The organism is Lentibacillus cibarius (genome assembly GCF_005887555.1).
Taxonomy (GTDB): domain Bacteria; phylum Bacillota; class Bacilli; order Bacillales; family Amphibacillaceae; genus Lentibacillus; species Lentibacillus cibarius.
The window spans coordinates 71,271-92,116 of record NZ_VCIA01000001.1 but is presented as its reverse complement, the minus strand read 5'-3'; the positions used below and the strand labels follow the sequence as shown (position 1 = coordinate 92,116).

The window sequence follows — 20,846 nt, the reverse complement described above, 5'->3', positions numbered from 1 at the left end:
AGCTATATAAATATGAAAGTCAGTATATATTCCGGAATTTAATGAATGGTGGTACCAGTAAGCCCAGTTTATATAAACATAGACAACCCCATGGTCATGGAAGATAACACCATTGCAATAATCATAATGTAGACGATAAGTGTCATTCGTCGTTCACGTTTTGACTTTTTACGGGGAGCTTGTGCTTTTGCTGCTTTTTTAGCCATTCCCATTCCTCCTCATTTCTTATTCTATAATTGTATTTTATCGTTAAATAGCGAATAGGACAAGTGAGTAAAAGTATAAAATAGTTAAATTAAATAACGCGGAAATCAATTTCATACAAAGATTCAACATGCTCATATTTAGAGGAGAACGACAAAATAATCACATATTCAGTTATGATGAAATGAATAACTATATAGCTAGCCCAGGAGGATTAGACAATGCTTTCAATTAACAAAGATCGATTAATAGAAGAATTTTTTGAACTTGTCCAAATTGATTCAGAAACAGGTTACGAGGCAGAAATTGCTGACACTTTAACTAAAAAGTTTACAGAACTTGGACTGGATGTAGCAGAAGATAATGCGAAAGAGCAAACAGGGCATGGTGCAGGTAATTTAATTGGTACGCTTAAGGGCAATAAAGAAGGGGTCGACCCAATTTATTTCACATCACATATGGATACGGTCGTGCCCGGCAAGGGAATCACCCCTTCCATAAAAGATGGTTATATCGAGTCAGACGGGACGACAATCCTTGGTGCGGACGATAAAGCTGGTTTAGCCGCTATGTTAGAAACCATTCGGACACTGAATGAAAATGATGTGGAACATGGTGACATTCAATTTGTCATTACTGTTGGGGAAGAATCCGGGTTGGTTGGAGCGAAAGCGTTGGATGAATCAGTACTTCATGCGAAATATGGTTATGCCATCGACAGTAATGGCGCTGTAGGTGACATTATTGTAGCGGCGCCAACCCAGGCTAAATTGAATGCCGTTATGAAAGGGAAAACGGCACATGCCGGACTCGCACCTGAAAAAGGTGTTTCAGCTATTACACTCGCAGCCAAAGCCATATCCAAGATGCCATTAGGCCGGATTGACGAAGAAACAACCGCCAATATCGGCCGATTTGAAGGCGGAAAGCAAACAAACATTGTTGCCGATCATGTTGAGATATTAGCTGAAGCCAGATCATTAAACCCGGACAAAATGGAAAAACAAGTTGCTGAAATGAAACAGGCCTTTGAAGATGTTGCGGCAAACTATGGCGGCAATGCAGAAGTGGATGTAAAAATTATGTATCCCGGGTTTAAACGGAATAAAGGCGAAAAAGTGGTAGAAGTTGCCCGGAATGCTGCAAAAGCGATAGGTCGCAACAGCACTTTGCAGGCGAGCGGTGGCGGAAGTGATGCGAACGTTATTTCGGGTTTAGGCATTCCTACCGTCAACTTGGCTGTCGGTTATGAGGACATCCATACAACCAATGAACGGATTCCAGTAGAGGAGCTGGTAAAAATCACAGAACTCGTCACAGCAATTGTACAGGAAGCAGCAAACGAATAGCGTTTTCCACGTGTGTCGAAGCCATACCGATATAACGCGTAAGGAAATAATAAAATTGAACTACTAAAATTTGTTTCGCCTCGTGTTATTGCTGAATACTACTATCAAAAAAGAGCGGTCTTCGTTTCAATACGAGGAACGCTCTTTTCCTATCATCACGGCTTTCGGAATGGTATACCCGTTTTTGCGCTATTTACTTTCAATAATAGTCTGGTAAAAGTCATAGGCAAGCTCGGTCTCAGAAAAAATCGCTTTGGCTTCATCAGCCAGTTGGGCATCATCACCATCCTGATAGCGCGATGAAATATGGGTTAGCACTAGTTTCTTTGCACCACTGTCTCTGGCTAATGTTGCTGCCTGCTGTGTTGTTGAATGGAAGTAATCTGTCGCGAGTGCCGCCCGATCCGTGCCAAAGGTAGCCTCATGCACCAATACATCGGCATTTTCAGCGAGTGGACGCGCTGCTTCTGTTGCCCGTGTATCACCAAGAATGGTAATGACTCGTCCTTGTTTATCCGGGCCAATGTACTGTCTGCGGTGAATGACGCGACCATCCGATAATTGGACAGTTTCATTTTCCTTAATTTGCTGATAGACCGGTCCCGGCTCAACCCCATCTTTCTTCAATTTGTCAACGAGCAGTCTGCCTGGGCGGTCTTTTTCGATTATTCGAAAGCCAAAGCTTGGAATACCGTGATCGAGCTGTTTGCATGTGACCATAAACTGGTCATCATCCAACAGTTGTCCCTCCTTGAATTCCACGATGGAAAGGGGATAGGTGAGTGTCGTTCCGCTTACTGCCATGCTTGTTTCAATATAGTTTTTAATTCCTTCAGGCCCATAGACGGTTAAACGGTCTTCTCCTCCCTGAAAAGAACGGCTACTTAATAACCCCGGTAATCCAAAAATATGATCTCCATGCATATGCGTAATGAAGATTTTTGTGATTTTACGTGGTTTGATGTTCGTACGTAAAATTTGGTGCTGGGTTGCTTCCCCGCAGTCAAACAACCAGATGCTGTTTTGTTCTTGCAGTAGTTTAAGTGCTATGGCGGATACATTCCGCTCTTTGGATGGCACACCTGAACCGGTGCCAAGAAAGACGAGTTCCATATTATCGCCAACCTCGCTCATATTGTTTCGGTGCGTCTAATTGATCACCTAGTTCATCAGCTGCTACTTTCGGCCAATACGGATTCCTCAACAGCGCGCGGCCGATAAACACAAGATCTGCCCGGTTATTTTGTAAGATTTCTTCCGCTTGCAGCCCTGACGTTATCAGTCCAACAGCACCAGTGGCAATGGCTGCATTTTGTTTGATGGTTTCACACCGCTTCACTTGATAACCCGGATACGGTTTGATAGAAGCTGGTACAACGCCACCCGAGCTACAGTCAATCAGGTCAATACCCTGTTGTTTCATCTGTTCAGCAAAATAAATGATGTCTCCCATTGTGTTCCCATGTTCATCATATTCATCAGTAGACACACGTACGAATAGCGGCCCATCCCAGGCGGTTTGAATTGCATCGATCACCTGCGATAGAAAGCGGTAACGATTTTCTTTGCTTCCACCGTATTCGTCTGTGCGTTTATTGGTCAGCGGAGATAGAAATTGATTGATTAAATAGCCATGCGCACCGTGAATTTCGATTATGTCAAAATTAGCTTTTTTGGCACGTCTAGTCGCCTCTTTGAACGCGTCAATCGTTCGTTTGATATCTGTAATTGTCATTTCGGTCGGTGTTTTTGATGATTCATTGAATGCAAGTGCTGACGGTGCATAGATTGCCGAGTCGAGCTGTGCTTTCCGGCCTGCGTGGGCCAGTTGAATTCCTGCCTTCGAACCATAGCTGTGAATCTGTTCATTTAACTTGTTCAATCCTTCTATATGCTCGTCACTCCATATACCTAAATCTTCGTGTGAAATTCGTCCTTCCGGTAGAACAGCGGCTGCCTCGGTCATAACAAGACCGGCTTGACCGACCGCCCGGGAAATATAATGTGTTTCGTGGAAAGGAGTCATTTTTCCGTCCTGTTTCATGCAGGAATACATGCACATTGGTGACATGACGATACGATTTTTTAACTGAACATGGTTAAATTCAATTGGTGTAAATAGTTTGCTCATTATGATTCCTCCTGATTTATCTCGCATTCCGGTTGTTAAATTGTCGACGGGATTGCACGGCTGCTTCTGGGTAATCGGTGAAAATTGCGTCACACCCCATCGAGAAACAACGGACCATGTGGTTTAGTTCATTAACGGTAAATACACGTACTGCCAATTGTTTCTGATGGATACGGTCAACAAGCCGCTGACGGAGATGACGATATTTTATATGTACAGCTGATGCTTCTAAATCCAATGCATAGGTTATCAATTTTTTATGTTTAAAACGTCTTGAAATTAATAAGGCAGTTTCAGTGTCTGTTTCAGCTTTTTTTAGCCGCATCATGCTGTTAGGATTGAATGTTGACAGTATGCTGCGATGTAACAACCCATAATGTGCTAATCTGTTATAGATAATTGTTTCCAAGTTCGTATAGTCTATTTTATTATTTTTTAGTTCAATATTTAAATATAAGGCCTTGTGGCGGATCCATGTAAGAAACTCATCCAGTGACAGGATCTTGGAATCAGCAAATGCTGAAGAAAACCAGGAACCTGCGTCTAGTTGTTTCAATTGCTTGAGTGAATAATCTTTTATGTATCCGGCGCCATTTGTCGTTCGGTTGACTTGTTCATCGTGCATTAATACAGGGATATTGTCTTTTGTCAGATGAACATCGGTTTCTATTCCATCAGCACCTTGTCGATACGCAAGCTCAAAGGCGGCCATGGTATTTTCCGGTGCATGCCCGCTTGCACCTCGATGCGCAAAAATGTTGGTTGGCAATTTATTCACCTCTTGTTTGATTGTGTGTTATTTTTTAAGAGAAGTCAATTTAATTGCGCAGTCCGGATAATGATTTCCAGTGAATTGAAACTGATATGATATAATAGAAGCAATATGATTAAAAAGGGATGTCGTTTGATGTCACAATGGTACCCCAAAAAAGGCAGGGTCATTTTTCATGTTGATATGAATTCGTTCTATGCATCGGTAGAAATGGCCTATAATCCAAAACTAAAAGGAAAACCGTTGGCGATTGCCGGAAATCCAGAGGAACGTAAAGGCATTATTGTTACAAGCAGCTATAAAGCGAGAGCGAAAGGGGTTCGGACAACGATGCAGTTGTGGGAGGCGCGAAGATTGTGCCCGGATCTGACAGTTCTTCGCCCTAATTTTGACCGGTACCGAACTGCTTCCAAAGAAATGTTTCAAATGCTTGCGGCAATCACTACATGCGTTCAGCCGGTGTCTATTGATGAGGGATATATGGATATAACCGGTACCGAAGAGCATGGTAGTCCTATCGAAATTGCTGAAAACCTGCAGCAACAAATCAAAAACGAACTGGACCTTCCATGTAGCATTGGTATTGCCCCCAATAAATTTCTGGCAAAGATGGCTTCTGACATGAAAAAACCGATGGGGATCACCATTTTGCGGAAACGGGATATCCGTGAAAAGCTTTGGCCACTGCCGATTGAGGAAATGTACGGTGTCGGCGAGAAAACGGCTGCCAAAATGCGCGCAATCGATATCCAAACAATCGGCGACCTCGCGAATGGTGATGGTTACCAGCTTAAACAGCTATTTGGAATTAATGGCGAACGGCTGAAAAATCGGGCAAATGGAATGGACGAGCGACCTGTCGACCCGGATGCCGTACATGAATTTAAAAGTATCGGCAGTTCACAGACTTTGCCCACAGATACGGTTGATGAAGACGAAATTCGACAACTGATGAATTTGCTCGCTGACAATGTGGAACGAAGGATGAAAAGAAAACAAGCAGTGGGGCGCAGCATTCAGATTATGATTAGGTATTATGATCGAACAACAGTAACTCGTAGTAAAAAACTGCATGATTATATTGATAAAAAAGAGGATATCCTTTATGCAGCTAACGAGCTTTTTCAAAAGCACTGGAATACCGAACCAATCCGGCTCCTTGGCATAACTGTTCAAGATGTGGATGAGAAGCAAAATATCGCTAAACAGTTAGACTTGTTTACGTATGAAAAGGAAGCGGAGAAGGAGAAGCTTTATACCACTATAGATCAATTAACACAAAAGTACGGAAAAAACACCTTTAAACAACTACAAAATGATACCGATGACGATTTGCGGACAAGTTTTCAAAAGGATTTCTTGGATGATTATAAAAAGTAGGCACGTACAACAGCTAGAGTTGTACGTGCTTTTCTTTTTCGGTACTCACCAGAAAATAAAGTTAATATGACATTTCTAAAAATTTTATATAATTTTAAAACAGGTATTGTATAATTATTCTTTATTATGTATAATGATACACAATCATTTTAAGTGAAAAGGCGGGTGATGCTATTGAAGGCATGTGTCATTGGGGCAAACGGTTATGGGGGGATTGAACTTATTCGTCTTCTCTATAGCCATCCAAAGGTAACGATTGACGTACTTGTTTCCCATTCAACACAGGGGCAAGCAATTACTGCGCAGTATCCGCAATTACAAAATATAGTGGAATTGCCATTGGAAAAATTGGATGTAAATGAAATATTGGATCGTGTGGATGTTGTATTTTTTGCGACACCATCCGGCATAACAAAGGATATTGCCCCAGCGTTTATCGAGGCTGGCTTACCGTGTATTGATCTTTCCGGTGATTTCAGGTTAAAAGATGGTGATGTATACAGCGAGTGGTATAAAAACACACCTGCCCAGCAGCAGTTCCTTGACCACGCTGTCTATGGACTTGCCGAACTATACCGAGGTGATATTCAGCAGGCAGCATTTATCGCTAATCCCGGATGTTATCCTACTGCCGCGTTGCTCGGGATTATTCCCGCCATAAAACTCGGTGTAATCGATGAGAGCCGGACCATTATTATTGATGGTAAGACCGGTGTCTCCGGTGCGGGCCGGAAGCCTGCACTAGGGACCATTTTTTCAGAGATAAACGAGAATACAAAAGCGTATAAAGTTGGTACACACCAGCATATACCGGAAATGGAACAAGTATTATCCGACATAAATAACCAGCAGGTGACGATTTTATTCAATGCACATTTAGTTCCAATGACCAGAGGAATCTTATGTACTATTTATATACCCATAAATGACAATCTAACTGATACGGATTTTACTGAACTTTATAAAGAGACATATCGGGATGATTACTTTATTCGGGTTAGACCTGAAAAAACATGGCCTGCAACAAAAGAAGTTTACGGAACAAACTTTTGTGATATTGGTGTCGGATTTGACCAGCGTACCAATACCCTTACTGTCGTATCCGTAATCGACAACCTTGTTAAGGGTGCTGCCGGTCAAGCGGTACAAAATCTTAATCTAGTAAACCATTGGGATGAGAAATTGGGACTTGACACGATTCCAACATACCCATAAAGGAGGAAAGAATGGAAACATATACAGAAGTAACGGATGTAGGGATTGAACCAAAGGAAGGTGGGCTCACTTCGGCCAAAGGGTTTCACGCAGGGGGGGTTCATTGTGGGTTCAAGCGGAAACGGCCGGATTTAGGGTGGATTTATTCGGACGCACCGGCTAATACAGCAGCTGTTTATACGACAAATCAATTTCAAGCAGCACCACTCCAGGTTACCAAAGAAAGTATTGCACAGGAAAAACGGATTCAAGGTGTGCTTATTAATTCCGCCGTTGCTAATGCATGTACAGGTGAGGAAGGTTTGCAAAATGCATATCAAATGCGGCGCTGGTTCGCGGAAAAACTGGGGATTCAACCACATTTGGTTGCCGTCAATTCAACAGGAGTTATTGGTGAGCAACTGCCGATGGATACATTAGCTGCCGGAATTGAACAGATTAATCTTCATGATACCGATGAGAAAAATTTTGAACGAGCAATTTTAACAACGGATACGTTCACAAAAAATGTCTGTGTACAGGTGCAAATAGGCGAGGAGCAAATAACCATTGGCGGTTCTGCCAAAGGTTCCGGAATGATTGAACCAAACATGGCAACGATGCTGGCATTCTTAACGACCGATGCAGCTATTGAACAGGAAAGTCTTGATGCGGCTCTGAAAACCGCTGTAAACAAGACGTTTAATTGCATTACCGTAGATGGGGATACAAGTACAAATGATACAGTGATGGTAATGGCCAATGGTATGGCAACGAATACACCTATTACATCAAGAGATCTAAACCAATGTCGAGTATTTACTGAAGCATTAACATATGTGTGTCGGGAGCTAGCCAAACAAATAGCGAGAGATGGTGAAGGTGCAACAAAATTAATTGAAGTAAATGTAACAGGAGCACAGCTGCAAAGCGATGCCCGTGCAATCGGCAAAGCTATTGTTGGTTCCAGCCTTGTAAAAACTGCCATTTATGGATCAGATCCAAATTGGGGAAGAATTATCTGTGCCATCGGCTATAGTGGAGTTGCCCTTGATACGTGTAATTTGGAAGTCGCAATAGGTGATGTGAAAGTTGTGGAAAACGGGATGCCAGCAGCCTTCGCGGATGGAGTTGTTACTGAATACTTACGGTATAACGAACAAATCGTTATCACTGTAAACCTCCATAGCGGAACACAATCAGCCAGCGCATGGGGATGTGACTTATCTTATGATTACGTAAAAATTAACGCATCGTACCGAACTTAACGAGGGGGGAGAGTTGCTTGTCGTATATCGTGATTAAATGTGGTGGCAGTGTGTTAGATAAACTCCCGGATACGTTTTATAAAAATATCGTTGAATTGATGGAACAATATCACTTAAAGCCGATTGTCGTTCATGGCGGCGGACCGGTGGTATCCAATTTGTTGCAAACATTAGATGTTCAAACGACTTTTGTTAACGGAATGCGGGTAACAACAGAAGAGATTTTAGATGTTGTGGAAATGGGTTTATCAGGAATCGTGAATAAAAAAATTGTCCGTGAAATTACTGCCCAAAATGGCAGAGCAATCGGGTTAAGTGGTGTAGATAATATGACATTAGAAGCCGAACCATTGGCATCTAATCAGAAGCTGGGCTATGTAGGTCAAGTTGCTTCCGTGCATTTAACTGGACTGAACGCCTTGCTTGACAAAGGAATTATCCCTGTTCTTTCCCCACTGGCAGTTGATCAGCAGGGCCAGCGCTGGAATATTAATGCAGACCTTGCTGCAGCGGCAGTAGCAACAACCATGCAAGCGTCCTTGTACATGATAACTGATGTAGACGGCGTACTTCATCAGGATACACTTGTGCCGAAGCTGTCAGCAAAGGAAGCAGAAGAAATGATTGATAGTGGTGCCATATACGGAGGTATGATTCCTAAAGTACAAGCAGCCTTGAACAGTATTGAAGCAGGAGTGCGGAAAGTCGTTATTCTTAACGGTGCCGAGAAAAATAGTTTAATGGACTTTTTTATAGAAGAGAAAACAGGTACGGTATTTGAATCCGTTCAACGGAGAAATAAGCAAACCGTAGCAGAGGAGGCTTCCAATTGACAAATTCAACAGAGACATCTGCCATTATGCAGACGTATAACCGTTTTCCTGTAACCGTTATAAAAGGGAAAGGGAGTTACGTTTGGGACGACGTTGGCAATGTTTATTTAGATTTCACATCTGGTATTGCCACATGCAACCTTGGTCATGTGCCGGATACAGTAAAAGAAGCGGTATCAAATCAATTAGAACAACTTTGGCATTGTTCCAACCTATACCATATTCCGTCACAGGAGACATTGGCAAATTTGCTGACAGCTTATAGCTGTTTTGATCAAGTATTCTTTTGCAACAGTGGCGCAGAGGCAAATGAAGCCGCCATTAAGTTAATACGTTCGTATAACACAACAAATAAAAACATCGTTACATTTGAAAAATCTTTTCACGGCAGAACAATGGGTACAGCCAGTGCGACAGGGCAGGAAAAAATTCAAAAAGGATTTGAACCATTGTTATCCGGTTTCACTCATTTGACATACAACGATTACGAGTCGCTTACTTTTCTGGCTAACAACCCGCCGGCTGCTGTCATGCTTGAACTTGTTCAAGGGGAAGGTGGTGTTATCCCCGCCGAACAGGCTTGGATTAACGAACTTGTCCGTATCTGCAGGGAAAAGGGCATTCTCATTGCTGTAGACGAGGTACAAACAGGTCTCGGTCGAACGGGTTCTTTATTCGCCTATGAGGATTACGGGTTTGAACCGGATATACTCACAACAGCCAAAGGTTTGGGATCCGGCTTTCCGATCGGGTCCATGCTTGCAAAAACAAATGTTGCTAAAGCTTTCGGCCCTGGAAGTCATGCAAGTACATTTGGCGGCAATCCGCTGGCAACGACTGCTGGTGTGGCAACTATGAAACAGCTGACGTCACCGTCCCTTTTGGAAAATGTAAACAGACAAAGTGACATTCTTTTCAGTAAACTGACAGAACTAAAAGAGGCGTATCCGCAAATCAAAACAATTAGAGGAAAAGGGCTGTTGGTCGGTATAGAATTAACCGATGGGGCCGGGGAAATAGTGAAAGAAGCGATCAATCAAAAACTCTTAATTTTAACAGCTGGGGCCAACGTCCTTCGCATATTGCCTCCACTTACCGTAACAACAACGGAATTGGATAAATTTATTGATAAACTGCAACAAGTACTTGAAGCCGTCTATGGCTCATATAGTAAATAGGATGAAAACGATACGTTGTACCAACACACAGATGGGAGGTAAAGCATGAATAACGTATCAAAGGTTCTTGTAATTGGCTCCGGCCCAATTGTAATCGGTCAGGCTGCAGAATTTGATTATGCAGGTGCGCAGGCTTGTTTAGCGCTTAAGGAAGAGGGTATTGAAGTTGTCCTGTTAAACAACAACCCTGCAACAATTATGACTGACAAAGCCGTAGCAGATTCCATTTATATGGAACCGATGACAGTGGCAACGATAGAAAAGATTTTTAGTGAAGAACAACCTGACGGAATGATAGGCACCCTTGGCGGCCAAACAGGATTGAACCTGACCATGGAAGTGTATCAGTCAGGACTACTGGAAAAGCATGGTGTGAAGCTTTTGGGATCATCTGTTGAATCGATTCAGCAAGGAGAAGACCGTGAAAAGTTTCGTGCGCTCATGCATGACCTCTTAGAACCGGTACCGGAATCTTATACAGTTACGTCAGTAGAAAAAGCCATTGAGTATGCGGATATCATTGGCTATCCGGTTATTGTCCGGCCTGCTTATACATTGGGTGGTTCAGGTGGTGGCTTTGCCAGTGATGAACATGCACTAAGAGAAGTAGCTTCCAACGGTCTACAGTCAAGTTCCATTCATCAGATTTTAGTTGAAAAAAGCATTAAGGGCTGGAAAGAAGTTGAGTTTGAAGTTATTCGGGATAAAAGTGATACGTGTGTCATTGTTTGCGGTATGGAAAACGTTGACCCTGTTGGTGTACATACGGGTGATTCTGTTGTTACGGCACCAGTTCAAACACTGTCACAAACACAGAATAAGCTGTTGTGTGATGCAGCCGTAAAAATTATCCGTAATTTAGGGATTGTAGGGGCTTGTAACATACAATTTGCCATGTCACCATCAACAAATGATTATTATGTAATTGAGGTAAATCCGCGTGTTAGCCGATCTTCCGCGTTAGCTTCCAAAGCAACCGGCTGTCCGATTGCTTTGCTAGCGACGAAATGTGCACTTAATAGTCATTTGAAAGATTATTTTCCTGTCCAGGATAAAGCTGTCTATATGCCTGAAATTGACTATACGGTCGTGAAAATACCGCGCTTTTCTTTCGATAAATTTCCTGAAGTAAACCGGACATTGGGTACCCAAATGAAGGCAACAGGGGAAACGATGGCAATTGACCGTTCATTTGCTGCAGCTTTAAACAAGGCCATTCGTTCATTAGATTGTAACATGTACAGCTTCCGGCATTCTATGGTAGGTGATTTGGAAGAAACAGCGTTGTTTGAACACATGCAAGCACCAACTGACCTAAGACTATTCGCAGTTGCTGAGGCACTTCGCCGAGGAAAAACAATACAAGAACTCGAAGAAATGACAGCAATCAGCACGTTCTTTCTGGAGAATATTAATCACATTGTGGAAATGGAGGAACAGCTGACAACCATGTCTCTGCAATCTATTTCACAAGAAATGATGATACAAGCGAAAGAACTGCAAATCAGTGATACAGCGTTGGCTGCATGTTTACAGACAACTGAAAGTGCAATTAGAGAAAAACGAAACAGTATGGGACTAACCCCTGCGTATCAAACGGTTATAACTGAAAATCATTTACCATACTACTATTCCACATGGCAAGGAGACCTTTATACGAAATCACAGCCTAACGAGAAGGATAAAGTGCTTATTATAGGCTCGGGACCAATTCGCATCGGGCAAGGAATGGAGTTTGATTATAGTTGTGTCCATGCCGCGTATGCTTTAAAAAAGGCGGGGTATACAACCGTGATAATCAATAATAATCCGGAAACGGTAAGTACAGATAGTTCTGTGGCGGACCACCTCTATTTTGAACCATTAACAGCTGAAGATGTTTTATCCGTTATTCAATATGAGAATATATCCGGTGCGCTGATTCAATTTGGCGGCCAAACAGCACTTGATCTTGCCGAAGAATTAGCAGAAGCAGGTGTATATATTTATGGAACACCGATTGATACCGTAAATCAGTTGGAAGATCGCAATCTATTTTACAAAATACTACACCAATTGAACATTCCGCATATTCAGGGAGAAATGGCTTATCGTATGGATGATATAAAGTTGCGTGCTGAAAAAATTGGGTACCCTGTGCTTGTAAGGCCTTCCTATGTTATTGGTGGGGAGTTAATGCAGATTATTTACCATGAACATGCCTTGGATTCCTACCTCCAAGAAATAAAACAGCTGAATGAACGAAGCTGGCCGATTTTGATTGATAAATATATTCAAGGCCTTGAGGTGGAATTGGACTGTGTCAGTGACGGGCAAAACATTATGGTCCCTGCTATAATGGAGCACATTGAACGGGCAGGAGTACATTCCGGCGATAGTATTGCTGTTATGCCTCCTGTTCATTTAACCGTAAGGCAACAGGAAAAATTGCTGGATTACACAAAAGCCATTTGCCAAAAAACAAACATTGTCGGTATGATAAATATTCAATTTGTTGTCAGTGATGATACCGTTTATGTGTTAGAAGTAAATCCACGTGCTTCCAGAACAGTTCCAATGGTCAGCAAACTTACGGATACAGCTATGGTCGATAATGCTGTCCATGTACAACTTGGTATGATGCTTGGAAAGGATGTATTGCCTGAAACACTTGGATACTATGCAGTAAAAGCACCAGTCTTTTCTTCGGCTCAGATGGAAGGGATGGATCCATTATTAGGTCCTGTTATGAAATCAACAGGGGAAATACTTGGACTAGATACAAGCTATGAAAAAGCGCTTGCTAAAGCAACGGGTATACCTTCCCTTACACTGGAGACAAACCCATCGAAAACCGGTCTTTTCTGTTCTATTGCTGACAGAGAAAAAATCTTAGCCGCCCCATTGCTGGAAAAACTGGCTGCGCGATTTCATTTATTGGCAACACCCGGAACAAGTTCTTATCTGCGAGCATGCGGAATCGAAAACGAAACGGTGGCTAACAGCCCGGAAGCGTTGCACACGCTATTTCACGAACGGTCACTTGCAGGTGCGGTGATTATTCCATCAGGTGTACAGCAGAAAAAAAGTGGCGATGTGGCCAGAAAATTGGCAACGAACAACCAAGTAGCGTTATTTACCTGTATCGACACATTAAAAACAGTAATGGAATGTTGGCAAGCTGATGATGATTTTTCTGTTGCCACTTTACAACAGTACTATAAAAAACGCCTTACAAGTGTTTCCGTGTAAAAAAGCGTAGTTAGAGACCGCCCACCTTTTGCTATACTTTTTTAACGATTAGTTACGTTGAACTATGAGGACAAAATATTTAATTGACATTTTAAAATCTTCGTGATAAATTTAATTCATAACTTAATAATTTTGCGATTTCCACTAGGGGTGCCTTTCTAAAAGGCTGAGATCAAAGTGCTTGACTTTGGGACTCTTTGAACTTGACACGGTTAATACCGGCGCAGGGAAGTGGTGGGACGAGGTCGTTTATCTATTAAATTACCGAGCTAACCACTTTCCGGATTGATACAGGAAAGTGGTTTTTTGTGTTTAGCTGAACGTCCGAAAGGGAGGGGTTGCGATTAAAGAGCTTCATGTGATTTCGACCGGGCAACAGACTAGAGCGCAATTTGTGTCGATTATAAAGGATATACATCCATATATAGACTTCGTTCATCTCCGCGAACCTTCGTGGACAGATAATGAAATGATAGAAGCAATTGATTTACTTATTGAAGAAGGTGTTCCCCGTAACAAACTCGTTGTGAACACTCGTGTTAATGTAGCACACGTGATGAAAACATATGGAATTCAGCTTACCAATGAAAGCATGGACGTAACGGAGGTAAAAAAATTCTATCGTCACTTGCGCGTTGGCTGTTCGGTTCATTCAGTTAAGGAAGCTATTGATGCCGCCGGTCATGGTGCAGATTATCTCATTTATGGGCATATCTTTGAAACCGGTTCAAAACCAGGAATAGCACCTAGAGGGGTGAAACAACTGGAGGAAGTTACCCATAACACAACGGCACCCGTTATTGCCATTGGCGGAATAACGCCCGAAAATGCTCAACTTGTTTTGCAAAGTGGTGCCAGTGGTATTGCGGTTTTGTCAGGAATTTTGCTGGCGCGAGATCCACTGAAAGCTGTGAAGAAATATCAAGAATGTCTAGCAGGGGGAATAAAATGAAACAGCATTATGACGCAATTATCGTTGGCGGGGGAGTGATGGGAAGTTCCATTGCATATCAACTAAGTAAACGAAACATGCAAGTGCTGATCATTGAAAAAGATGGGATGGCGAAAAAGGCCTCCAGCGCGGCAGCAGGAATGTTAGGTGCGCAGTCAGAACTGGAAGGTGATCATCAGCTTTTTCCATTGGCCCAACAAAGCAGGGCGATGTTTCCGGTGGTAGCTGAGGAACTAAAATCCCTCTCCGGCATAGATATCGAACTCAAACAAACCGGTATTTTAAAAGTGGCCCAAACAGAAGATGAACTTACCCATTTAAAATCTGTTGCAGCACTACAGCGATCGATGGGGCAAGAGGCGGAATGGTTATCGGCAGAAAAAATAAGGATGAAAGAACCGGAACTTTCTGCTGCTGCCTTAGGTGGTTTCTATATACCGAATGACGGACAGGTTTCTGCGCCGCTATTGTCTAAAGCTTTTGCTCAATCGGCCGCTGTTTTAGGTACAGATATGCTGGAATATACGAAAGTCGACAGTTTTATACGGAAAGATAATCGTATTATTGGGGTCAAAACTACTGCCGGTACCTATTATGCCGAGGAAATAGTTGTTGCAGGTGGAGCATGGAGCAGCCACATCCTCCAAAAAGCCGGTGAATCACTAGATGTTTATCCTGTGAAAGGGGAATGTTTTGCAGTTCAGCATGATCAGCAAATGATATCCTCTAGTATCTTTCTGACAAATGGTTACATTGTACCAAAGTCTGGAGGAAGGTTGATCATTGGCGCCACACAAAAGCCCGGTGATTTCGATCAAACTGTACATTTGCATGGCTTGTCAGGCCTGATAGCAAATGCTACAAACATGATTCCGGCGTTGAAGGAGGCCAAATGGGAAAATGCTTGGGCAGGTATCCGACCGCAAACAGGTGACGACTTACCTTACATTGGTAGGTGCCCTCATGTAAATGGCTTATCTGTTGCAGCCGGCCATTTTCGGAATGGGATTCTGCTTAGTCCGATTACAGGTATACTTGTAGCTGACTTATTAGAAGGCAAACCAGTTGATGATACGTTTGCGATTGACCGTAAGCTTTTGGAGGAGGTGAACTCGTGAAGCTAAACGTAAATGGCAATGAGATACATGTGCCGGAAACAGTGAAAACGATTGAAGATGTCAAGCTGCATTTGAATATCACGAATCCCGGTGTCATTGTGGAACATAATGGCGATATCTTAGAAAAATCTACTCACGTTGATAAGCAAATAACAGACGGTGACAAAATTGAGTTCGTACAATTTGTAGGAGGCGGTTGAGATGTTAACTATTGGAGATAAACAATTTCATTCAAGACTATTTTTAGGTACAGGAAAATATCCGGATTTCGATACACAAAAAGAGGCAGTGGATGTCTCGGAAACAGAAGTACTGACTTTTTCGGTACGACGGATGAACATTTTTGAGCCATCACAGCCAAACTTTTTGGAGAAACTTGACGTGGAAAAGTACAGCCTGCTTCCAAATACAGCGGGAGCGAAAACGGCTGAGGAAGCTGTTCGTACGGCAAAGCTGGCGAAAGCGTCCGGTCTTTGTGACATGATTAAAGTGGAAGTAATCGGCTGTGACAAGACGTTGCTTCCCGATCCTGTTGAAACATTAAAAGCAACAGAAGAACTGGTAAAGGAAGGGTTTACAGTCTTGCCATACACGTCGGATGATGTTGTGCTCGCCCAACGGCTTGCCGATGCCGGTGCACACGCGATTATGCCCGGTGCATCACCGATTGGCTCTGGTCAAGGTATTATTAATCCTCTTAATTTAAGCTTAATTATTGAGCAAGCAACTGTTCCTATTATTGTTGATGCCGGAATAGGTTCCCCTAATGATGTAACGGCGGCAATGGAGCTCGGTGCTGACGGTATATTGTTGAACACAGCGGTTTCTGCTGCAGCACACCCTGTTAAAATGGCTGAAGCGATGAAGCTGGCTGTTCGAGCGGGACGGCTTGGCTATGAGGCAGGGCGTATTCCGAAAAAACGATACGCAACTGCCAGCAGTCCAATGGAAGGAATCAGTGTATAATGCAGGAACGCTATTCCAGACAGATGTTATTTTCCGGCATTGGCGAGGAAGGTCAAGCACTGCTGCAAAATAAGCACGTATTAGTTATTGGTGCGGGGGCGCTCGGTACCGGAAATGCGGAAATATTGGTCCGGTCCGGCGTTGGCACTATTACTATAGCAGATCGTGATTATGTCGAATGGAGCAACCTGCAACGCCAGCAATTATACACCGAGGAAGACGCCAGAAATCATATGCCTAAAGCAATTGCTGCAAAAAAACGGTTGGAAACAATCAATTCCGACGTGAAAATTAACGCACACATTGTTGATATTACACCTTTAGAAATGGAACAATTTGTTCATGGGATCGATTTAATCATCGATGCTACTGACAATTTTGACATTCGTATGATTATGAATGATATATCGCAGAAATATGCAATTCCATGGATTTACGGTTCAATTGTTGCCAGTTACGGCGTCAGTTTTACCGTTATTCCGGGAACATCACCATGCCTGCATTGTCTGATGGAAGATGTTCCTATTGGTGGCATGACCTGTGATACGGGAGGGGTGATTTCTCCGGTTGTACAGTTAGTCGTTGCCCATCAAACGGCTGAAGCACTTAAGATATTAACAGAAAACTGGGAATACGTACGCCGTGAATTAATTTCCTTTGATCTATGGACAAACCAGCACGCATCAATCAACGTTTCTAAAGTAAAAAAGGCAGCATGTTCATCATGCGGATCCGAGGCGACTTATCCATTCTTGACGTATGACAATAAAATGAAGACTGCAGTCCTTTGCGGCCGGGATACCGTGCAAATTCGGCCGGCAGCAAACGAACAAAGGGATTTGGAGACTGTTGCCGCATCCTTATCCAAACTTGGCAAAGTAGAACAGAATGACTTTTTATTGCAATTTAAGACCGGTGAGAATCGCATGGTGATGTTTAAGGATGGTCGTGTACTTGTGCATGGGACAAATGATGAAGTAAAGGCAAAATCACTCTATCACAAATATCTCGCCTAGAGACGTGTGGAACGAATATGAATGAGATGACTTTGGTTGTATTATTCTATGCCACAACACAATTGCTGACATTGCGCCAAGGGCTTCCCTTAGAAATAAAACACTTCCCTTTGGATATCATTGTCCAAAGGGTGTTTTCATGATAAAAATACTGATTTTGTAAGAATGATAGATAAAGATGAGCTGGAAAAATAAGATGAACGTCAATTTTTTGTGAGGTGGAGTTAATTGACGATTGGTATCATGCTTGATGCCCACCTATTTTTGCGCTTCGGTCGATAGTAACTCCCGCTTTTGTATAGCTTGTAGCACGTAAAATGGCAGTGGATCCGTATGTTGCACGAATGTTATCCATCACGTAGCCGATAGCTTTTTTTCCGGCAGTGTCTTCAAATAAACTCAATTGCGCATCACCATAGTCGTCATGCAGATTGCCCAATGTTACATAAACATGTCTTATATCACTTGTTCCGTCATAAAATTCACCAAACAGCTCCATACAAACATGATACATGTCCATGGTACTATTGGTTGGCAGCGGAATGGACCTCGATCGGCTAAACCCGCCTCCTGACGTCTTGGAATAAGCTATACCAAGATGAATGGTTCGGCCGGCTTTATTTGCTGTTCGTGCTCTTCTGCATACTTCTTCACACAAATCGAGCATACAGACAGCTACTTCATCGTTGGAGTAATCACGCAATAACGAGATGCCATGACCAAATCCTTTTTGTTCTGTTTTTGTAAAGTTGCCGAGGACAGGACTTAAGTCAACCCCCCAGGCATGCCAATATAACTGTTCCCCCATAATCCCAAACCGTTTTGTTAATTGCTTAAACGGAAAACGAGCGAGCTGTCCGAGCGTAATAATCCCCATCCGGTTTAGATTGCGCTGCATTTGCCGGCCGATTCCCCAAATATCCTGCACTGGATGTGGCCATAGTTTTTCCCGGACATCTTCATACGTGCATGCTGCTATGCCCTCTTTTTTGGCGTATAGGTCCATCACCACTTTAGCAAGGAATTTATTGTCACCTATTCCGATTGAACAGGTGATGCCGAAATTTTCCAGGATATCGCGTTTGATGGAAGCGGCAACTTGCCACCGGCTGCCAAATAATTTCTCCATTCCGTTCACCGTTACCCAGACCTCATCAACCGAATACGGATGAATCGCTTCTTTCGGGACATACTGGTTAAGCAGTTTGGTGATTTCTATGGACACTGCTAAATAGTCTGCCATGTGTGCCGGTGCAATGACAATGTCAGGGTCATTAGGCAGTTCAAAAAAGCGACTGACATTACTGATGCCGTGCTTTTTCTTTAATGCCGGAGAGGCGGCCAGGACGATGCTCCCCGGCCTGTTCACGTCACCGACGACAGCCAGCTGGGCAGTCATTGGATCCAACCCTCGTTTCACGGCTTCGACACTCGCATAAAAGGAGCGCATATCAATACACAGGATATCATTCCGCGGGTAGTTGGCATAATCCATTGTTCACACCTCAATACTAAGAACATTTGTTCCTATTATTATATGCCCTTTATGAACTATTATCAATGGAAATTTGTCCCGCATAACTGGCCAAAGCGCTCACTGAAATGGGATGGCTTTTATATAATTCATGCCACTTTTTTAATCTGACAACCAATGATTATAAAGAAGGAAACTATCGGTGGTTGGTATACTTAACAGGTTTAGTCATTTCCTGTATTTCCCTATATATTTCATCACTTAGTACGGCAGGATCAAATTGTGTATTTTCCGTCACTTGCTCCATAGAACTTGCGCCAAACACGGCACTGGCAACCGCGGGATGCTTCAGTACATACGTTAATGCAAGCGCATTTAGTGACTCATCACCGGCAAGTTGTTCAAGTTTTTGCTGAATGGTTTTCAGTTCAGCATGCGAATAATCAAGAAAACCATCTTTTCCTTTTTTAGCAATTTGTTCATTTGCGCGATTACTGAGCATGCCTTTTGCCAGCGGACCACGCGTTAAAACACTGATTTGATTGTCGTGCAAAAGATCCAATATTTCTTCCTCAGGACGGCGGTCAAGCATATTATATTGCATCATAACCGCATCCATATGAGAACGTTGCACATATTCGCGAATGACATTTGGCCGGATGGAGGAGATGCCGTACGCCCGAATGAGCCCTTCCGATTTTAGGCTTTCAAATGCTTCGATGGTTTCATCGATCGGGTCGTCAATTGTTCCGCCATGGAGCATATAAAAATCGATATAATCCGTCCCCAAACGGTGCAGACTATCCTTGATACCTTGTTCAATATGTTCTTTGGATGGATCCCAGAACCAGTCCTGTTGATCTCTATCAAAATGGTTACCAACTTTTGTTGTTAAAATGATCTGATCCCGTTTATCCTTTATCGCACTGCCGACAATTTCTTCATTTCGGCCGAAACTATACAAATCCGCTGTATCCAAATGATTGATGCCAGCATCCAATGCACGGTCAATGATTGCTTTTGCCTGGTTGCTGTCCGTTCCAAGCGACATACAGCCGAGTGTCAGCTCAGAAACATATAAATCCGATTGTCCTAGCTGATTCTTTTTCATCTTATGAACCTCCCATTCGTTATCCTTTCATTCCATTGTAAAAGAGGGGCCGGTACAAGTACAATGTTTTACGGTGTGCTACAATAGAAGAAGGATTCTGCTATTAAAGGGGGAAACAGATATGAAGGAATTTGAAGAAAAAACCATTCGCACAGAACATATATATGACGGTAAAATTGTCAAACTGCAGGTAGATGACGTGAGGCTGCCAGACGGGAAAACATCCAAGCGAGAACTTATCAGACATGCCGGGGCGGTAGGGGTTATCCCAATTACAAAAGATAATAAGATTGTTCTTGTGAGACAATACCGAAAACCGCTGGAGAAATCGCTAGTAGAGATACCGGCCGGAAAACTGGAAGACGGCGAAGATCCACGAGTGACAGCATTGCGTGAACTGGAAGAGGAAACAGGGTATAGGGCAGATTCCTTGCAGTTTGTGACGTCGTTTTATACCTCGCCCGGATTTGCTGATGAGGTGATGTACCTTTATTTGACGAAGAACATAGAATCGGTGGATGACGCCGCGGCAGCTGATGAGGATGAATTTGTCGAGCGAGTGGAACTAACGCTAGAAGAAGCAAAGCAATATGTGAATGAACGAAAGATTCATGATGCGAAAACCAATTACGCCATACTATACCTGGAATCGTTAGAAAGGATGTAGTT

At 42.9% G+C, this 20,846-nt stretch carries 19 protein-coding genes and 1 riboswitch; of the genes, 13 read left to right on the top strand and 6 right to left on the bottom strand.

Annotated features, from left to right (window positions below; translation table 11 throughout):
* Positions 1-68 precede the first annotated feature (68 nt).
* Entirely contained in the window at positions 69-206 is a 138-nt protein-coding gene (prli42, locus tag FFL34_RS18100) for a stressosome-associated protein Prli42 (RefSeq protein ID WP_171046227.1), read from the bottom strand.
* Positions 207-425: 219 nt separating this feature from the next.
* Here prli42 and FFL34_RS00475 point away from each other — a divergent pair, with 219 nt between their 5' ends.
* The gene (locus FFL34_RS00475) at positions 426-1,553 is read left to right on the top strand and encodes a M20/M25/M40 family metallo-hydrolase (RefSeq protein ID WP_138600359.1); all 1,128 of its coding nucleotides are present in this window, start codon (positions 426-428) and stop codon (positions 1,551-1,553) included.
* Positions 1,554-1,742: 189 nt separating this feature from the next.
* On the opposite strand, the gene rnz is transcribed toward FFL34_RS00475, so the two are convergent.
* From rnz to FFL34_RS00460, 3 genes are read right to left on the bottom strand one after another with little or no spacing between them, the layout of a single operon-like run.
* Positions 1,743-2,666, bottom strand: a complete 924-nt coding sequence (gene rnz / locus FFL34_RS00470) for a ribonuclease Z (RefSeq protein ID WP_138600357.1) — start codon at positions 2,664-2,666, stop codon at positions 1,743-1,745.
* 1 nt (position 2,667) lies between these two features.
* Positions 2,668-3,684 carry an NADPH dehydrogenase NamA gene (gene namA, locus FFL34_RS00465; RefSeq protein ID WP_171046226.1) on the bottom strand — a complete coding sequence of 339 codons (1,017 nt, stop codon included), beginning with the start codon at positions 3,682-3,684 and terminating at the stop codon, positions 2,668-2,670.
* Between the two features lie 16 nt (positions 3,685-3,700).
* On the bottom strand, positions 3,701-4,462 hold the full coding sequence (locus FFL34_RS00460; RefSeq protein WP_318279446.1) for a glycerophosphodiester phosphodiesterase: 762 nt from the start codon (positions 4,460-4,462) through the stop codon (positions 3,701-3,703).
* A gap of 129 nt (positions 4,463-4,591) precedes the next feature.
* Here FFL34_RS00460 and FFL34_RS00455 point away from each other — a divergent pair, with 129 nt between their 5' ends.
* The 11 genes from FFL34_RS00455 to FFL34_RS00405 all read left to right on the top strand — a co-directional run bounded on the left by FFL34_RS00455 (position 4,592) and on the right by FFL34_RS00405 (position 17,592).
* Positions 4,592-5,836 carry a DNA polymerase IV gene (locus tag FFL34_RS00455; RefSeq protein ID WP_138600353.1) on the top strand — a complete coding sequence of 415 codons (1,245 nt, stop codon included), beginning with the start codon at positions 4,592-4,594 and terminating at the stop codon, positions 5,834-5,836.
* A gap of 168 nt (positions 5,837-6,004) precedes the next feature.
* Entirely contained in the window at positions 6,005-7,051 is a 1,047-nt protein-coding gene (gene argC, locus FFL34_RS00450) for an N-acetyl-gamma-glutamyl-phosphate reductase (protein ID WP_138604624.1), read from the top strand.
* Positions 7,052-7,062: 11 nt separating this feature from the next.
* Entirely contained in the window at positions 7,063-8,298 is a 1,236-nt protein-coding gene (argJ, locus tag FFL34_RS00445; RefSeq protein WP_138600351.1) for a bifunctional glutamate N-acetyltransferase/amino-acid acetyltransferase ArgJ, read from the top strand.
* A gap of 17 nt (positions 8,299-8,315) precedes the next feature.
* On the top strand, positions 8,316-9,131 hold the full coding sequence (argB, locus tag FFL34_RS00440) for an acetylglutamate kinase (protein WP_171046225.1): 816 nt from the start codon (positions 8,316-8,318) through the stop codon (positions 9,129-9,131).
* A complete protein-coding gene (locus tag FFL34_RS00435; protein ID WP_234031378.1) occupies positions 9,128-10,309 on the top strand; it encodes an acetylornithine transaminase in 1,182 nt (393 codons plus the stop codon). Before argB ends, FFL34_RS00435 begins: the two co-directional genes overlap by 4 nt.
* 45 nt (positions 10,310-10,354) lie before the next feature.
* Positions 10,355-13,540: a carbamoyl-phosphate synthase (glutamine-hydrolyzing) large subunit gene (carB, locus tag FFL34_RS00430; protein WP_138600347.1), complete on the top strand. Its 3,186-nt coding sequence runs from the start codon at positions 10,355-10,357 to the stop codon at positions 13,538-13,540.
* A gap of 136 nt (positions 13,541-13,676) precedes the next feature.
* A riboswitch (TPP riboswitch) is annotated at positions 13,677-13,787 on the top strand.
* Between the two features lie 111 nt (positions 13,788-13,898).
* Positions 13,899-14,492, top strand: coding sequence for a thiamine phosphate synthase (locus tag FFL34_RS00425; RefSeq protein WP_325053258.1), 594 nt, complete (start codon positions 13,899-13,901; stop codon positions 14,490-14,492).
* A complete protein-coding gene (gene thiO, locus FFL34_RS00420; protein WP_138600343.1) occupies positions 14,489-15,610 on the top strand; it encodes a glycine oxidase ThiO in 1,122 nt (373 codons plus the stop codon). The genes FFL34_RS00425 and thiO overlap by 4 nt, the downstream gene beginning before the upstream one ends.
* Positions 15,607-15,810, top strand: a complete 204-nt coding sequence (gene thiS, locus FFL34_RS00415) for a sulfur carrier protein ThiS (RefSeq protein ID WP_138600341.1) — start codon at positions 15,607-15,609, stop codon at positions 15,808-15,810. Before thiO ends, thiS begins: the two co-directional genes overlap by 4 nt.
* Position 15,811: 1 nt before the next feature.
* Positions 15,812-16,576: a thiazole synthase gene (locus tag FFL34_RS00410; RefSeq protein ID WP_138600339.1), complete on the top strand. Its 765-nt coding sequence runs from the start codon at positions 15,812-15,814 to the stop codon at positions 16,574-16,576.
* Positions 16,576-17,592: a thiazole biosynthesis adenylyltransferase ThiF gene (locus FFL34_RS00405; protein ID WP_138600337.1), complete on the top strand. Its 1,017-nt coding sequence runs from the start codon at positions 16,576-16,578 to the stop codon at positions 17,590-17,592. The genes FFL34_RS00410 and FFL34_RS00405 overlap by 1 nt, the downstream gene beginning before the upstream one ends.
* A 241-nt stretch (positions 17,593-17,833) precedes the next feature.
* Here FFL34_RS00405 and FFL34_RS00400 read toward each other — a convergent pair whose 3' ends face one another.
* The gene (locus tag FFL34_RS00400; RefSeq protein ID WP_138600335.1) at positions 17,834-19,087 is read right to left on the bottom strand and encodes a Y-family DNA polymerase; all 1,254 of its coding nucleotides are present in this window, start codon (positions 19,085-19,087) and stop codon (positions 17,834-17,836) included.
* A gap of 175 nt (positions 19,088-19,262) precedes the next feature.
* Entirely contained in the window at positions 19,263-20,177 is a 915-nt protein-coding gene (locus FFL34_RS00395) for an aldo/keto reductase (protein WP_138600333.1), read from the bottom strand.
* Between the two features lie 121 nt (positions 20,178-20,298).
* On the opposite strand from FFL34_RS00395, the gene FFL34_RS00390 reads away from it, so the two are divergent.
* Positions 20,299-20,844, top strand: coding sequence for an NUDIX hydrolase (locus FFL34_RS00390; protein WP_138600331.1), 546 nt, complete (start codon positions 20,299-20,301; stop codon positions 20,842-20,844).
* Positions 20,845-20,846: the final 2 nt, after the last annotated feature.

Coding starts and splice junctions, on each gene's coding strand:
- thiO (WP_138600343.1), top strand. CDS start 14,489: ATGAAACAGCATTATGACGCAATTATCGTTGGCGGGGGAGTGATGGGA.
- carB (WP_138600347.1), top strand. CDS start 10,355: ATGAATAACGTATCAAAGGTTCTTGTAATTGGCTCCGGCCCAATTGTA.
- namA (WP_171046226.1), bottom strand. CDS start 3,684: ATGAGCAAACTATTTACACCAATTGAATTTAACCATGTTCAGTTAAAA.
- argC (WP_138604624.1), top strand. CDS start 6,005: ATGCTATTGAAGGCATGTGTCATTGGGGCAAACGGTTATGGGGGGATT.
- FFL34_RS00455 (WP_138600353.1), top strand. CDS start 4,592: ATGTCACAATGGTACCCCAAAAAAGGCAGGGTCATTTTTCATGTTGAT.
- FFL34_RS00390 (WP_138600331.1), top strand. CDS start 20,299: ATGAAGGAATTTGAAGAAAAAACCATTCGCACAGAACATATATATGAC.
- rnz (WP_138600357.1), bottom strand. CDS start 2,666: ATGGAACTCGTCTTTCTTGGCACCGGTTCAGGTGTGCCATCCAAAGAG.
- FFL34_RS00475 (WP_138600359.1), top strand. CDS start 426: ATGCTTTCAATTAACAAAGATCGATTAATAGAAGAATTTTTTGAACTT.
- FFL34_RS00410 (WP_138600339.1), top strand. CDS start 15,812: ATGTTAACTATTGGAGATAAACAATTTCATTCAAGACTATTTTTAGGT.
- prli42 (WP_171046227.1), bottom strand. CDS start 206: ATGGCTAAAAAAGCAGCAAAAGCACAAGCTCCCCGTAAAAAGTCAAAA.
- FFL34_RS00395 (WP_138600333.1), bottom strand. CDS start 20,177: ATGAAAAAGAATCAGCTAGGACAATCGGATTTATATGTTTCTGAGCTG.
- FFL34_RS00405 (WP_138600337.1), top strand. CDS start 16,576: ATGCAGGAACGCTATTCCAGACAGATGTTATTTTCCGGCATTGGCGAG.
- argJ (WP_138600351.1), top strand. CDS start 7,063: ATGGAAACATATACAGAAGTAACGGATGTAGGGATTGAACCAAAGGAA.
- FFL34_RS00400 (WP_138600335.1), bottom strand. CDS start 19,087: ATGGATTATGCCAACTACCCGCGGAATGATATCCTGTGTATTGATATG.